At 63.1% G+C, this 13,017-nt stretch carries 15 protein-coding genes and 1 pseudogene; 11 read left to right on the top strand and 5 right to left on the bottom strand.

Annotated elements, in window-relative coordinates; genetic code table 11:
- Positions 1-1,477, top strand: a 1,477-nt coding sequence (locus tag B7X90_RS17290; protein ID WP_292626598.1) for a vitamin B12 dependent-methionine synthase activation domain-containing protein, incomplete at its 5' end; no start/stop codon positions are given.
- Between the two features lie 208 nt (positions 1,478-1,685).
- On the opposite strand, the gene B7X90_RS17285 is transcribed toward B7X90_RS17290, so the two are convergent.
- Entirely contained in the window at positions 1,686-1,940 is a 255-nt protein-coding gene (locus B7X90_RS17285; RefSeq protein WP_292626595.1) for a hypothetical protein, read from the bottom strand.
- Between the two features lie 172 nt (positions 1,941-2,112).
- Here B7X90_RS17285 and B7X90_RS17280 point away from each other — a divergent pair, with 172 nt between their 5' ends.
- The 3 genes and pseudogenes from B7X90_RS17280 to B7X90_RS17270 all read left to right on the top strand — a co-directional run bounded on the left by B7X90_RS17280 (position 2,113) and on the right by B7X90_RS17270 (position 5,572).
- Positions 2,113-3,303 carry a cation:proton antiporter gene (locus B7X90_RS17280; protein ID WP_292626593.1) on the top strand — a complete coding sequence of 397 codons (1,191 nt, stop codon included), beginning with the start codon at positions 2,113-2,115 and terminating at the stop codon, positions 3,301-3,303.
- Between the two features lie 92 nt (positions 3,304-3,395).
- Positions 3,396-3,857 (top strand): nuclear transport factor 2 family protein, encoded by a 462-nt coding sequence (locus B7X90_RS17275; RefSeq protein WP_292626590.1) that lies wholly within the window; start codon positions 3,396-3,398, stop codon positions 3,855-3,857.
- 27 nt (positions 3,858-3,884) lie between these two features.
- Positions 3,885-5,572: pseudogene (locus tag B7X90_RS17270) on the top strand (RecQ family ATP-dependent DNA helicase).
- A 46-nt stretch (positions 5,573-5,618) separates the two neighbouring features.
- Here B7X90_RS17270 and B7X90_RS17265 read toward each other — a convergent pair.
- Together B7X90_RS17265 and B7X90_RS17260 are read right to left on the bottom strand one after the other, a co-directional pair.
- Positions 5,619-6,632, bottom strand: coding sequence for a TerC family protein (locus B7X90_RS17265; protein WP_292626587.1), 1,014 nt, complete (start codon positions 6,630-6,632; stop codon positions 5,619-5,621).
- Positions 6,633-6,694: 62 nt separating this feature from the next.
- Positions 6,695-6,868: a DUF465 domain-containing protein gene (locus B7X90_RS17260; RefSeq protein WP_292626584.1), complete on the bottom strand. Its 174-nt coding sequence runs from the start codon at positions 6,866-6,868 to the stop codon at positions 6,695-6,697.
- 443 nt (positions 6,869-7,311) lie between these two features.
- Between B7X90_RS17260 and B7X90_RS17255 the strand changes: the two genes are divergently transcribed.
- The 6 genes from B7X90_RS17255 to B7X90_RS17230 all read left to right on the top strand — a co-directional run bounded on the left by B7X90_RS17255 (position 7,312) and on the right by B7X90_RS17230 (position 10,552).
- Positions 7,312-8,220, top strand: a complete 909-nt coding sequence (locus tag B7X90_RS17255) for an SPFH domain-containing protein (protein ID WP_292626582.1) — start codon at positions 7,312-7,314, stop codon at positions 8,218-8,220.
- A 9-nt stretch (positions 8,221-8,229) separates the two neighbouring features.
- The gene (locus B7X90_RS17250) at positions 8,230-8,439 is read left to right on the top strand and encodes a toxin-antitoxin system HicB family antitoxin (RefSeq protein WP_292626580.1); all 210 of its coding nucleotides are present in this window, start codon (positions 8,230-8,232) and stop codon (positions 8,437-8,439) included.
- Positions 8,432-8,722: a hypothetical protein gene (locus B7X90_RS17245; protein WP_292626577.1), complete on the top strand. Its 291-nt coding sequence runs from the start codon at positions 8,432-8,434 to the stop codon at positions 8,720-8,722. The genes B7X90_RS17250 and B7X90_RS17245 overlap by 8 nt, the downstream gene beginning before the upstream one ends.
- A gap of 95 nt (positions 8,723-8,817) precedes the next feature.
- On the top strand, positions 8,818-9,816 hold the full coding sequence (locus tag B7X90_RS17240) for a right-handed parallel beta-helix repeat-containing protein (RefSeq protein WP_292626575.1): 999 nt from the start codon (positions 8,818-8,820) through the stop codon (positions 9,814-9,816).
- 40 nt (positions 9,817-9,856) lie between these two features.
- Positions 9,857-10,195 (top strand): hypothetical protein, encoded by a 339-nt coding sequence (locus tag B7X90_RS17235; RefSeq protein ID WP_292626572.1) that lies wholly within the window; start codon positions 9,857-9,859, stop codon positions 10,193-10,195.
- Between the two features lie 51 nt (positions 10,196-10,246).
- Positions 10,247-10,552, top strand: coding sequence for a hypothetical protein (locus tag B7X90_RS17230; RefSeq protein ID WP_292626569.1), 306 nt, complete (start codon positions 10,247-10,249; stop codon positions 10,550-10,552).
- Positions 10,553-10,582: 30 nt separating this feature from the next.
- Here the strand turns inward: B7X90_RS17230 and ribA are convergent, their stop codons facing one another.
- Positions 10,583-11,647 (bottom strand): GTP cyclohydrolase II, encoded by a 1,065-nt coding sequence (ribA, locus tag B7X90_RS17225; RefSeq protein ID WP_292626567.1) that lies wholly within the window; start codon positions 11,645-11,647, stop codon positions 10,583-10,585.
- The gene (locus tag B7X90_RS17220) at positions 11,644-12,435 is read right to left on the bottom strand and encodes an exodeoxyribonuclease III (protein WP_292626564.1); all 792 of its coding nucleotides are present in this window, start codon (positions 12,433-12,435) and stop codon (positions 11,644-11,646) included. Before B7X90_RS17220 ends, ribA begins: the two co-directional genes overlap by 4 nt.
- A gap of 304 nt (positions 12,436-12,739) precedes the next feature.
- On the opposite strand from B7X90_RS17220, the gene B7X90_RS17215 reads away from it, so the two are divergent.
- The gene (locus tag B7X90_RS17215) at positions 12,740-12,985 is read left to right on the top strand and encodes a hypothetical protein (protein ID WP_292626561.1); all 246 of its coding nucleotides are present in this window, start codon (positions 12,740-12,742) and stop codon (positions 12,983-12,985) included.
- Positions 12,986-13,017 lie beyond the last annotated feature (32 nt).

Genomic DNA, 13,017 nt, shown 5'->3' with positions numbered 1-13,017 from the left:
AAAGGCCGTGGCCCACCTCATCCCCTTCATCGAAGCCGCCAAGCAGCCCGGGGCCAAGGCCAAGGGCAAGATCATCATGGCCACGGTCAAGGGTGACGTCCACGATATCGGCAAGAACATCGTCGGCGTGGTCCTGCAGTGCAATGGCTATGAAGTGCTGGACCTTGGCGTGATGGTGCCGTGGTCGACCATCCTCGATACCGCGCAAAAGGAAGGCGTCGATATCATCGGCCTGTCCGGCCTGATCACGCCATCGCTCGATGAAATGGTCACCGTGGCCGAAGAAATGCAGCGCGCCGAAATGTCGATCCCGCTGCTGATCGGCGGGGCCACCACCAGCAAGGTTCACACCGCGCTGCGCATCGATCAGGCTTATACTGGCCCGGTCGTCCACGTGCTCGATGCCAGCCGCGCGGTCGGCGTCGCCTCGCAACTGCTGTCCGATACGCAGGCCGATCCCTTCATCAAGGCGACCGCTGCCGAATACCAGCACGTGCGCGATGCGCGCGCGGGCAAGGGCGCGTCAAAGCTGCTCAGCCTCGACGACGCACGGCTCAATGCCTATGCGCCCGACTTTTCGGAAAAGGCCCCGCCGCCCGAGCAGCCCGGTCGCCATGTGTTTGACGATTGGAGCCTCGATGATCTGGTCGATTGTTTCGACTGGACGCCGTTCTTCCGCGCGTGGGAACTGGCCGGCACCTGGCCGTCAATCCTTGAAGACGAAGTGATCGGGGAATCGGCGCGCAGCCTTTATGCCGATGCCAAGGTGATGCTCGAAAAGATCATCAGCGAAAAGTGGCTGACGGCCAAGGGCGTCGCCCAGTTCTGGCCCTGCGCCCGTCATGGCGACGATGTGGTGATCCACCCCAACGACGATGAACTCTCGGTCCGCCTGCCGTTCCTGCGCCAGCAATTCATCAAGAGCCGTGGCCGCGCAAACTTCTCGCTGGCGGACTTCATCGACCCAGAAGGTGACTGGATCGGCGGTTTCGCTGTCGGCATCCACGGCATCGACGAACACCTCGCCCGCTTCAAGGCGGACAACGACGACTATTCGGACATCCTGCTGAAAGCTCTGGCAGACCGTTTCGCCGAAGCCTTTGCCGAGCGCCTGCACCAGTATGTCCGCACTACGCTCTGGGCCTATGCCCCCGGCGAACAACTGACCAACGAAGCGCTGATCCGCGAACAATACCGCGGCATCCGCCCCGCGCCGGGTTATCCCGCGTGCCCGGACCACACGCTCAAGCCGATCCTGTTCGATCTGCTCGACGCGACCAACACGGCGGGCATCACGCTGACCGAATCGCAGGCCATGCTCCCCACTTCGGCGGTATCAGGCTTTTACTTCGCCCACCCCGAAAGCCAGTACTTCGGCGTCGCCACCATCGGCCGCGACCAGCTGGAAGAATATGCAGGCCGTCGCGGCATGGACCTGCCCGTCATGGAACGCTGGCTGAGGCCGAACCTGGATTGAGCGACCAAAGCCCCCTCCCGCTCATCCTGAGCCTGTCGAAGGACAGAGGAGGGGGTTGGGGGTGGTGTTTTCTTTTTTCTCCGCCCGCTCCAACATCATAACCGCCCCCCCCCGCGAAGGCGGGGGCCTCGGTGGTATTGCGGAACGTAAGCGTAAACCTCCCGAGACCCCAGTCTGCGCGGGGGCGCACTGGTCTGGGCAAGCAAACTTACTGCAACCGACTGGCCGCCAATCGCGATTGCGCCCGCCGCTGAAGATAATCGGCCTCCACGTCCGATACTTCTGGCGACCCTTCAGCTTGCCCCGCCAGCACGCCCAGCGCTGCGCCAAGCCCGTGATGCGCCAGTTCGCCCAGCGCCACGTTGCTATCTTGCCCCAGCTCTGCAGCCAGCGCTTTCAGCACCCGCGCCATTTCCTTGCATTCTTCACGGCGCACGAAGCTGTCACGCATCTCAAAGCCCATCGCAGATCTCCGTACCCGGCGGACTGCCCGCCATGTCCACAAGCTGTCAGGGGAAGGACAAGGGGCGCTTAAACTGCTCCCGCGCACCTTGCCGGAGCAATGGAATGGTTAAGCGGTAACCCATTTTTGGCGCGGCTTGCTTTGTCTGTGATGGTGCCGCTACCAACGGAACATGGGCACCTCCGAAATCTTCCTGATCGCGCTGACGATCATCCTTGCCGTGCCCTACCTCGCATGGCGGCTGCTGCGCACAGACTACTGGGCACCGCTGGTGGTCGTGCAGATCGTTGGCGGCATCCTGCTCGGCCCCGGCGTGCTCGGCGCGGCCTTTCCTGAATACTATGCCTTCGTGTTCAATCCGCAGGTGATCGGATCGCTGAACGGCATTGCGTGGTGGGCGGTGATGATGTTCGTGTTCGTGGCCGGGCTTGAACTCGACATTTCCGACGCCTGGGCCAACCGCCGCGAGACCACGATCACCGCCTCGTGCGCGCTGATCACGCCGCTGGTGTTCGGCGCCGCCGCCGCCGCGCTGTTGCTTCAGACGCCCGGCTGGATCGGGCCGAACGGCAATTTCGGGCAGGTCGTGCTCGGCATCGGCATGGCCTGCGCGGTCACGGCGCTGCCGATCCTCGTCCTGCTGATGGAAAAGCTCGGTATCTTCCGCCAGCCGCTCGGCCAGCGCATCCTGCGTTATGCCAGCCTTGATGACGTGGCGATCTGGGGCGTGCTGGCGCTGATCCTTGTGGATTGGGAGCGGGTGGGGCGGCAGCTCATCTTCCTCGCGCTATTCTTGCTCGCCGCTTGGGCGGTGCGTGCGCTGTTTCGGCGGCTGGAGGATAATGACCGCTGGTATGTCTCGCTCGTCTGGCTCGCCGCTGTGGGCTTTGCCGCCGACTGGTCGGGCCTGCATTTCATGGTCGGCGCATTTCTGGCAGGCGCGGTGCTCGATGCGCACTGGTTTGCGCGCGATCGGCTGGACGATTTCCGCCAGTTCCTGCTGCTGGCCGTCATGCCGGTGTTCTTCCTCTCCACCGGCCTGCGCACGCAGTGGGACGTTGGTGGCGTGGCCGTGTTCGGCGCGGCCTTCCTGTTCCTCGCCGCTTCGGTCGCGGGAAAACTGGCAGGCGTCCAGCTTGCGGGCCACCTGCTCGGCTGGGCAAAGGGGGAGGCGTCAATCATCGGCTGGCTCTTGCAGACCAAGGCGCTGATCATGATCATCTTCGTCAACGTCCTGCTCGACAAGGGCATTGTCACCAACGAGACGTTCACCGCGCTGCTGCTGATGGCGGTGCTGAGCACGATGCTGACCGTGCCGGTGGTTACTCCCAAGCTGAAACAACTTGCGCTCTCGTACAAGTAAGAGTGGCGTTTTCAGTGCGTTTGAACAGTGTGTTTCTGAAGTGCACCTAACTGCACCTAAACGCACCTGAAACGCACCGGAGAGCCGCCGACATGCCTGAAATCGACCCCGTCTCGCGCCTGATCGCCATCGAGGAAATCAAGCAGTTGAAGGCCCGCTATTTCCGCTGCATGGACACGAAAGACTTTGTTGGATTGCGCAAGGTCTTCGCTGACGACGCCGTGTTCGATGCTGCCTGCGCGTTCTCGATCGATCCGGCCGAAGATGCCGCCAACTGGATCCATTCGGGCGGGGACCATATCGCCGCATTCGTCGAATCGTCCGTCGCACCCTTGCGCACCGTTCATCATGGGCACTGCCATGAGATTGAATTGCTTGGCGAAAATGAAGCACGCGGGGTGATCGCAATGGAAGACCAGATATGGGACGCGGATGGCGCCCGCGTCCTCCACGGCATGGGCCATTATCACGAAACCTACCGGCGCGAGGCCGATGGCTGGAAGATCGTCACCAGCCGCATCAGCCGCCTTCATGTGATCGTGGGCGTGGAATGAGGCCGCGCGATCTGCCATAGCGGGGGCGTGACCCTTACCACCCTCGATTTTTCGCCTTCCGATGTGCTCGACCGTCTCCACGCGGTGTTTGGATTCTCCGCGTTCCGGGGCGTGCAGGCCGATGTGGTGGAGCGGGTGCTGGCGGGGTGCTCGACTTTGGCGGTCATGCCTACCGGGGCGGGGAAATCGCTGACATATCAATTGCCTGCGGTGATGCTGCCGGGGTGCTGTGTGGTCGTCTCGCCGCTGATTGCGCTGATGCATGACCAGTTGCGCAGCGCCACCGCCAACGGCATCCGCGCCGCCACGCTGACCAGCGTGGATCTGGATCGCGGGCAAACCATCGAGCGGTTCCTGTCGGACGATCTCGACCTGCTCTATGTCGCGCCGGAGCGGGCGAGCCAGCCGCATTTCCTTGAGATGCTGCGCCGGGGCCGGGTGGCGATGTTTGCCATTGATGAGGCGCATTGCGTTTCGGAGTGGGGCCACGATTTCCGCCCAGATTACAGGTTGTTGCGCCCGCTGATGGACGCTTTCCCCGATGTGCCGCGCCTTGCGTTGACGGCCACGGCGGACCGGCACACGCGTGCCGACATTCTTGCGCAACTGGGCATTCCCGAAGAAGGGTTGATCGTTGCAGGCTTTGACCGGCCCAACATCCGCTATGCCATCGTTCCGCGTGACAACCCGCTGCGGCAGTTGATGACGGTGATGGCCGAGAACCCCGGCCCCGGCATCGTCTATGCCCCGACCCGCGCGCAAGTGGAGAAGCTGGCCAACCAGTTGGGCGCAAGCGGCAGGCCGGTGCGGCCCTATCACGCGGGATTGGATGCGGCGGTGCGCGCGGCCAATCAGGCGGCGTTCGTGGATTCCGAAGACATGGTGATGGTGGCAACGGTTGCCTTCGGCATGGGGATCGACAAGCCTGACGTGCGCTTTGTGGCCCATGCCGCCTGCCCGAAAAGCATCGAGGGATATTATCAGGAGACCGGCCGTGCCGGCCGCGATGGCGATCCTTCGGTGGCGGTGATGTTGTGGGGCGCGGAGGATTTCGTGCGGGCGCGGCAACGGATTGCCGAAGTGGAAGAGCATCGGCGCGCCGGGGAGCGGGTGCGGATCGATGCGCTGGCGGGGCTGGTGGAAACGCCGCATTGCCGCCGTGCGCTGCTGCTGCGCCATTTTGGCGAGAACCCGCCGCCGTCCTGCGGGAACTGCGACAATTGCCTGAATGCGCCGGGGGTTACCGATGCGACCGAGGTGGCGCGTAAGTTGCTTTCGGCGGTCTACCGCACCGGGCAATCGTTCGGCTTTGGCTATGTGGAGAAAGTGCTGACCGGCGTGGCCGATGAACGGGTGATGCAGCGGGGGCACGATCAGCTTTCGGTGTTCGGCATTGTTACGGCGGACGAAGCGCCACTGCTGCGGCCACTCGCGCGGGCGTTGCAGGCGCGCGGCGCGCTGGTGGCGAGGGTGGCACCGGGGCGGCGCTCAACCCTGTGGGCGATCCGGTGTTCGATGCCCTGCGCGCGCTGCGCCGCGATCTGGCGCGCGAGGCTGGCGTGCCGCCTTATGTGGTGTTCCACGATTCGGTGCTGCGCGAGATGGCGGCTTCACGGCCTTCCACGTTGGCGGATCTGGGGCAGATCGGTGGGGTGGGTTCGCGGAAACTGGAGGCTTATGGCGATAGGTTTCTGGAGGTTTTGCGGCAGTTTTGACTTCGCGCGTTAGCCCCCTCCTCTGAAGAGGAGGGGGAGAAGAGCGTCAGTTCACGGTGCCTGGTGCAATCGGTTCTTCAGGATCGTGCAGCGGCATTCCGCGGGTCTTCCACAGCGAGAACGCCACGCCGCCAGCGATGATCGCGAAGGTTATCCCAAGGCTCAGCGCCGGGGGGAACTTGGCCCCACCGAGGACGAAGTCGGTGATGAAGATCTTGCTGCCGATGAACACCAGCACGGCGGCCAGCGCATACTTGAGGTAGGCGAAACGATCGATCATCGCGGCTAGAGCGAAGTAGAGCGCGCGCAGGCCGAGGATGGCCATGATGTTCGAGGTGTAAACGATGAAGGTGTCCGTCGTGATCGCGAAGATCGCGGGCACCGAATCGACCGCGAAGACCAGATCGGCAAGGTTGATCACCACCAGCGCGAGGAACAGCGGGGTGGCGGCGTTGACCAGTTTGCCGGTCTTTTCATCGGGCACTTTCACGAAGAAGTGCTGGTCGTGCAGTTCCTTGGTCACGCGCATGTGGCGGCTGATCCAGCGGACGACCGGGTTGTTGCCGATGTCCGGGTCATGATCGCTGGTGAAGAACATCTTGATGCCGGTGAACACCAGGAAGGCGGCAAAGATGTAGAGCACCCAGTAGGCCTGTTCGACCAGCGCTGCACCGCCTGCGATCATCGCTCCGCGCAGGAAAATCACGGCAACGATGCCCCACAACAGGGCGCGGTACTGATACTTGGGGGCGATGGCGAAGAAGGTGAAGATCAGGCTGATCACGAAGACATTGTCGATAGACAGCGCCTTTTCGATGAAGAAGCCGGTGTAGTACTTCATGCCAAGGTCTGCGCCCTTTTCGGCCCAGACCCACGCACCGAATGCCAGCGCGATGGTGATGTAGAACGCAGTCAGCCGCAGCGATTCGCCGATGCCCATGGCCTTGTCCTCTTTGTGGAGGACGCCAAGATCGAACGCGGTGAGCGCTACGACGAGGCCGATGAAGGCGAGCCAGAACCACGCTGGCGTGCCCAGCCAATCAGCAAAAAGGAATTCCATCTAGATTTCTCCGCACCCTGCCGCCTCCCGAATGCGCGGGCAGGCGGCAGGGTTCCTTTATTTCAGACTGTTGCCAAAACCGCCTCAGGGCGGCGCAGGAACAGGCGGGCGAGGTGCGCCTTTACCACGGCCTTGAGGCGGGCGAGGCGCAGCACATCGAGCGGATCGCGCGCCATGCGCAGCGCCGCATCAAGCTTCTGGTGGCGTTCGAGCAAGTGAAAGTAACGGTCGGACATCAGGGTAACCCTTCGAAAGCATTGCGATCGATCGGGGATGCCGCGTTTGGACCCAATGGTCAGGAACAAGGGAAAAGACCCGGACCCAAAGCATCGGCATCACCCGATGCGGTCCGACATCACGAGGCGCTTTTCCTTGATTGGCAAAAGCGCCGCGCCAGAGGGGCCCGGTCCGCTCAGGTAATCTGGAGCGATTCGGTCTGGAATGCAAGGGGGTTTGCAATTCGCATTCCGAACGTTTTCTCCGCCTTCGTCACCCCGGCGAAGGCCGGGGTCCATTTCTCAACCGAGAGCGTTGGTCTGATTGGCAAAATGGATCCTGAAATAAATTCAGGATGACGAAGCAGCGGATGGAAGCACTGGCATCAAGGCCTTCCAGAACCACTTGCCGCCACCACGTGATCTGATATTAAAGTGATATCAGATTTAGAGGGGTAGGTTCGATGGCTGATTCGCGGACACATTCGGCAAGCAGGGAAACCGGGGCCTGGGCGGCCAATGGCTATGCCATGCTGATCGCGCTGATTGCGCTGGTGGTGTTGACCGGAGCGCGGGTGCTGGGCTTTGCGGGCAGTGAGCCCGGCGAATCCGAAGTGCTGTCGTTCCTGTCCACCATCTTCATCGGGCCGGTGCTGATCGTGCTGATCGCATCGGGATTTTACATGATCCAGCCCAATCAGGCAGCTGCCATCGGGCTGTTCGGGGCCTATCGCGGGACCGACCGCAACCATGGCTTGCGCTGGGTGTGGCCGTGGATGAGCAAGACCAAGATTTCGGTCCGCGCCAACAACGTGGTGTCTGAAAAGCTGAAAGTGAACGACCTGCGCGGCAATCCCATCGAGATTGCGGCCAACGTGGTGTGGCGCGTTTCCGATACGGCGCAGGCCCTGTTCGACGTGGACGATTACAAGGCCTTCGTGTTCGTGCAGATCGAAAGCGCGGTGCGGTCTATCGGGTCACGCTATCCTTATGACGATATCGAGCATCAGGAAGTGACGCTGCGCAGCCACCATGATCAGATCAACGCCGAATTGCGCACCGAACTGAACGCGCGGCTGGTGCTGGCGGGGATTACCGTGGACGAATGCGGGCTGACGCACCTTGCCTATGCACCTGAAATTGCAGGCGCAATGCTGCGCCGCCAGCAGGCCGAGGCGGTCATTTCGGCGCGCAAGAAGCTGGTGGAAGGCGCGGTTTCGATGGTGGAGATGGCGCTGACGCAGCTTTCGGAAAAGAACGTGGTGGAACTGGACGACGAGCGCCGCGCCGCGATGGTATCGAACCTGATGGTCGTGCTGTGTGGTGAGCGCGATGCGCAGCCGGTGCTGAACGCGGGATCGCTGTACCAGTAAGGCGGGGTCATGGCACCTGTGCCCAAGAAAGCCTTCCCGTTGCGCATCGATCCGGCGCTGTTTGCCGCGATCGAGCGTTCGGCAGCGGCTGACTTGCGCTCTGCCAATGTCCAGATCGAAGTGCTGCTGCGCGAGGCGCTGGCGCGGCGCGGGGTGAAGCTGGCGGCGGCAGAGCCGGTGCGGCGGGGAAGACCGCCAAAGGAGAACGGTGATGGTTGATCCACGCTACACCACGCGGCCACCGAAGGTCGAAATCCCCGAAGACGATGGGGCATGGTTTGCGGAAAAGCGCTTTGGTTATGGCGCGGGGTGGCCGATCCGCTGGCAGGGCTGGGCTTTGCTGGCCAGTCACCTAGCGGTGGTCGGTGGTGCTGCTTTGCTGGATCGCAGCGCGCGGGGAGTAGGGCTGGTGATCATCCTGACCGCCACCCTTGCCTTCGCATGGATCGCAGCGCGGCACACGCGAGGTGGGTGGAAATGGCGCTGGGGAAGCAAGGGCTGACGCGATTAGCTCTGCCCGAAAGGGCGCAGGCGTGGAACGCAAGGGCCTGTCAATCATTTGGCGCTATCCCGGCATAGAGAACGCCGGGAGCGGATATGCGAATGATGAACCCTTTTGCCCTTCGTGAGCGCCGCCATCGTGGCCAGCGCCTTGCCGCACTCCTGCTGGGGGTGGCGGTGGTGGCTGCCATTCCGGCGAGTGCCCTTTTTGCGCAAGGGGGCCAGCGGACGCCTTATACCGTACTGGAAACCGGGCGCAGCTTTGCTGCCTTGCAAGAGGCAGTGACGTCCATCGGCGATGGTTCGGGCACGGTGCAGATCGAGCCCGGCGTCTATCGCGATTGCGCGGTGCAGGGTGGGGGCGATGTGGGCTTTGTGGCGCAAGTGCCGGGGCAGACAGTGTTCGACGGTGCGGCCTGCGAAGGCAAGGCGACGCTGGTTGTGCGCGGGCGCTCTACCCGCGTGGAAGGCCTGATCTTCCAGAACGTGCGCGTGCCCGATGCCAATGGCGCGGGGATACGGCTGGAGCGCGGCAATCTGACCGTGCGGCAATCGTGGTTTCGCGATAGCGAGCAGGGCATCCTATCTGCCAATGACCCGACCGGAGCGGTGCTGATCGAGCAATCTACGTTCACGCGGCTGGGCCGCTGCGACCGGGGCCTTTCGTGTGCGCATTCGATCTATCTGGGCGATTACGGCAGCCTGACCATCCGCCGTAGCCGGTTCGAGGCGGGGCGTGGCGGGCACTATGTGAAAACCCGCGCGGCGCGGGTGGACGTGTCACAATCCAGCTTTGACGATAGCGCCGGCAAGACCACGAACTACATGATCGATCTGTCGGCAGGGGCTGCCGGACGTATCACTGACAATGCCTTCGTGCAGGGGCCGGACAAGGAAAACCATAGCGCGTTCATCGCCGTGGCGGCCGAGGGGCGGGCGAACAGTTCGGCCGGACTGCTGGTGAGCGGCAACGACGCGCGCTTTGCCCCCGGCGTGCGCTGGGGATCGGTGTTCGTGGCTGACTGGTCGGGCGATGCGCTGTCCATCGGGACCAACGCACTGGGCAGCGGGCTGACGAAGTTCGAGAAGCGCTGAGGTTGTTTTTGAAGGATTTGGCCCCTACCTTAGCGGGGTGTTGAGCCGTCTTTCCCTGAATTTTGCCGGGCGGATCTGGGCGCTGTTGCTGGCCCTGACCGTGCTGACGCACGCTACGGTGCCGTTCGAGGCACCGTTGCAGGCGCGCAGCGGATCGGCGTTCAGCGCGGCCACGGTGGATCTGGCAGTGGCGCCGGAGCGCAAACTGCAGGTGCAGCGGGCGATGGTGCCGGTGGCTCCGCCAAGGTCCGTGGCGGTTGTTTCGCCTGTCGTGCCGGTGTTGGAGTGGGCGGCGCATTTCTGGCCGCCGCAGACCGCGCCACCTGCGCCCGCACCGCTGCTGATGCGGCCTGCGCCAAGGGCTCCTCCGATTTCCTGACCTGCCGTTGCGCCTGCGGGCGCCATTGAAACGCATGTCAGGACATTCATCATGTCAAAGAGTTCTACGATTGCCTCGGCAGTGGATGCGCGCCGCGCCCATGTCGAAGCGCTGCTTGCCGCCTATCCCGATGTCACGCCCGATGAGCACGCGCTGCTGATCACCTGGTTCAAGCGCGAAGCCAGCGCGCTGGACGTGGCGCTGGTTGCCAGCAATCCGGCGGCGGAGCGGGGATACCGCAAATTCCGCGCCGAACATGTCGACCGGTTTACCGTGAAGGACATGGTCCGCGCGCTGGTGTTTGCTGCTGTCGTGGCGGCGCTGGTGCTGCTGGCCGTGGCGGGCGCGCCGGTTTGAGGTGTGGGGCGGGGGCTTCGGCCTTCGCCCTCAGCGCAGCAAGTGCCCCGTCCGGTCGCGCTTGGTTTCCAGATAGCGCTGGTTGTGCGGGTTGGCGGGGAGTTGGTGGGCGACGCGCTCCACCACATCGAGACCGAGGCCTTGCAGCGTGGCGACCTTTTGCGGGTTGTTGGTGAGCAGGCGCAGCGAGGAAATGCCGAGCAGATCGAGCATCCGCGCGGCGACGGGGAAATCGCGCGCTTCGTTGGGCAAGCCTAGGCGCTCGTTGGCGTCCACCGTGTCGAAACCCTGATCCTGTAGCTCATAGGCGCGCAGTTTGTTTATCAGGCCGATGCCGCGGCCTTCCTGCCGCAGGTAGAGCAGCACGCCCCAGCCGCCGGTGTTGGCTTCCTCGGCCATGCGGGCAAGGGCCGCATCAAGCTGCGGGCCGCAATCGCACTTCAGGCTGCCCAGCACGTCGCCGGTCAGGCATTCGCTGTGCAGGCGGACGAGCGGCGTGCGCTCGCTGGTCTGGGTGCCGAGGACGAGGGCGACGTGTTCGCGCAAGTCATCGCGCGCGCGGAAGGCGATGATTTCGGCGTGTTCGCAGGCGTGGACCGGGAGGCGGGCGCGGGCCTGGATCGAGAGGTTGAGCGGGTCCTTGAACGCGGCGAGATCGGCGGCGGAGACTTCCGCCGCTATGTCCACGCCGGTGGAGATCAGGAACGCGGGGAGGATGCCCGCCAGCCGCGCCATGTCCATCGCGGCAGTGGCGGCATCGTAGGCCTCGATGGGATCGGCTTTGAACGGACCGCGCAAGGGGCTGCGCAGGTCTTCGGCCGGATCGGCGAGGTTGCGCGCGGCAGAGAGGCTGAAGGGTTCCGCGCCGTGGATCATGACCGGCGCTTCGGGCACGGCGGCATCGCGCTGGTTGGCAAGTTTCAGCGTGGCCGCGCGGGCGGCGGAGATGAGCAGGCGCGCGGCGTAGATGCCGGGCTGGACGAAGGCTGTTTCGGCAGGGAGCAGATCGAGCGCGCCGTTCGCGCCGGTCACGCGGATCGCCCAGCCGTGGCGCAGCGCATCTAGCGCGCGCGCGACGTTCCGCGATTCGCTCACAGATCCAGCTCGGTGATCAGCGGGATGTGATCGGAAGGCTGCTCCCACTTGCGGGTTTCCTCCACGAAGCGGTGCGCGCGCGTTTGCGCGGCGGCTTCGGGCGAGGCCCACATGTGGTCGAGACGGCGGCCCTGGTCCTTGGCGCGCCAGTAGGAGCGGTAGGACCACCACGAATAGTTGCGTTCCGGCGCGGGGATGTGCTTGCGGCCAAGGTCCACCCAGCCGTGCGCATCGGCAAAGCGTTGCAGTGTTTCCACCTCAAGCGGGGTGTGGCTGACGACCTTGAGCAGGGCCTTGTGGTTGTAGACATCGCATTCGAGCGGGGCGATGTTGAAATCACCGACGATCAGCGTGGGGCGCTCGATCTTTTCGGCCCAGCGCGTCATGCGTTCAAGGAAATCGAGTTTCTGGCCGAACTTGGGGTTTACCTCGCGGTCGGCCACGTCGCCGCCTGCGGGGATATAGACGTTCTCGATGATCAGGCCGTTGCCGGGGCCGAGCAGTTCAACGCCGATGTGCCGCGCCTCGCCATTGTCCTGCCAGTCATGCTTGCTGAAATCGCGGAACGGGATGCGGCTGACGGTGGCGACGCCGTGGTAGCCCTTCTGCCCATGCACCGCGCGGTGGGTGTAGCCCAGCTTTTCGAACACCTCGTGCGGGAACAGGTTCTCCGGCGTCTTGATCTCCTGCAGGCACAACACATCGGGCGCCTCCTGCAACAAAAAGCGTTCGACCTGATCGGCCCGTAGGCGGACCGAATTGATGTTCCATGTGGCAACCGAGATCATGCGCTTGGCTTTAGGGTTGCGGGGGGGCGATTGCTAGATGGGATGTGGGGGAGGGGCTGCTTGAGCGAAAGCCTGTCAGTACTTCGATCATTCCGTGGTGGCGGGAAACGGTGGCAATGGGGGTTTCGGACAGTTTGTCATTCCGACAGTGCATGTCGGTCAATGCAAAGCACGTTTGCAGGGGCGTATCGTTAGGCTGCCAATCCTGCCTGGAAACATGTGTTTTCGACAGGCGGCTACGCGGACTCTCTATTCGATTGGACTACCAGCCATTAATTAGACCTAACAGAAGGACATTTTTGCCGTGAAAATAAAGAGCGACATTTATCCTGCGTGGATGGTCGAGATTGCCTATGGTTACGCAAAAATCGCTGATATGGCGTGGCGCGATGGAAACCTAGGCGTTCAGAGTGAAATTAACGCCGCGCTTGCTGTAGAAATACTCCTAAAAAGCCTTTCAGCGGAACCTGTAGAAAATGTTAGACTAAGGCCTGTGGACATTTACCGCAGAGCAATTCTGAGCGCGGCAAGATTGATCATTGCTCGGTAGCTTTGATCGGTCTTTTCATAGCGGGTAGCGAT

The sequence above is a fragment of the Novosphingobium sp. 17-62-19 genome, assembly GCF_002256775.1.
Lineage (GTDB): Bacteria > Pseudomonadota > Alphaproteobacteria > Sphingomonadales > Sphingomonadaceae > Novosphingobium.
The sequence above is the reverse complement of the archived record's forward strand: the minus strand, read 5'-3'. Positions and strand labels throughout refer to the sequence as shown.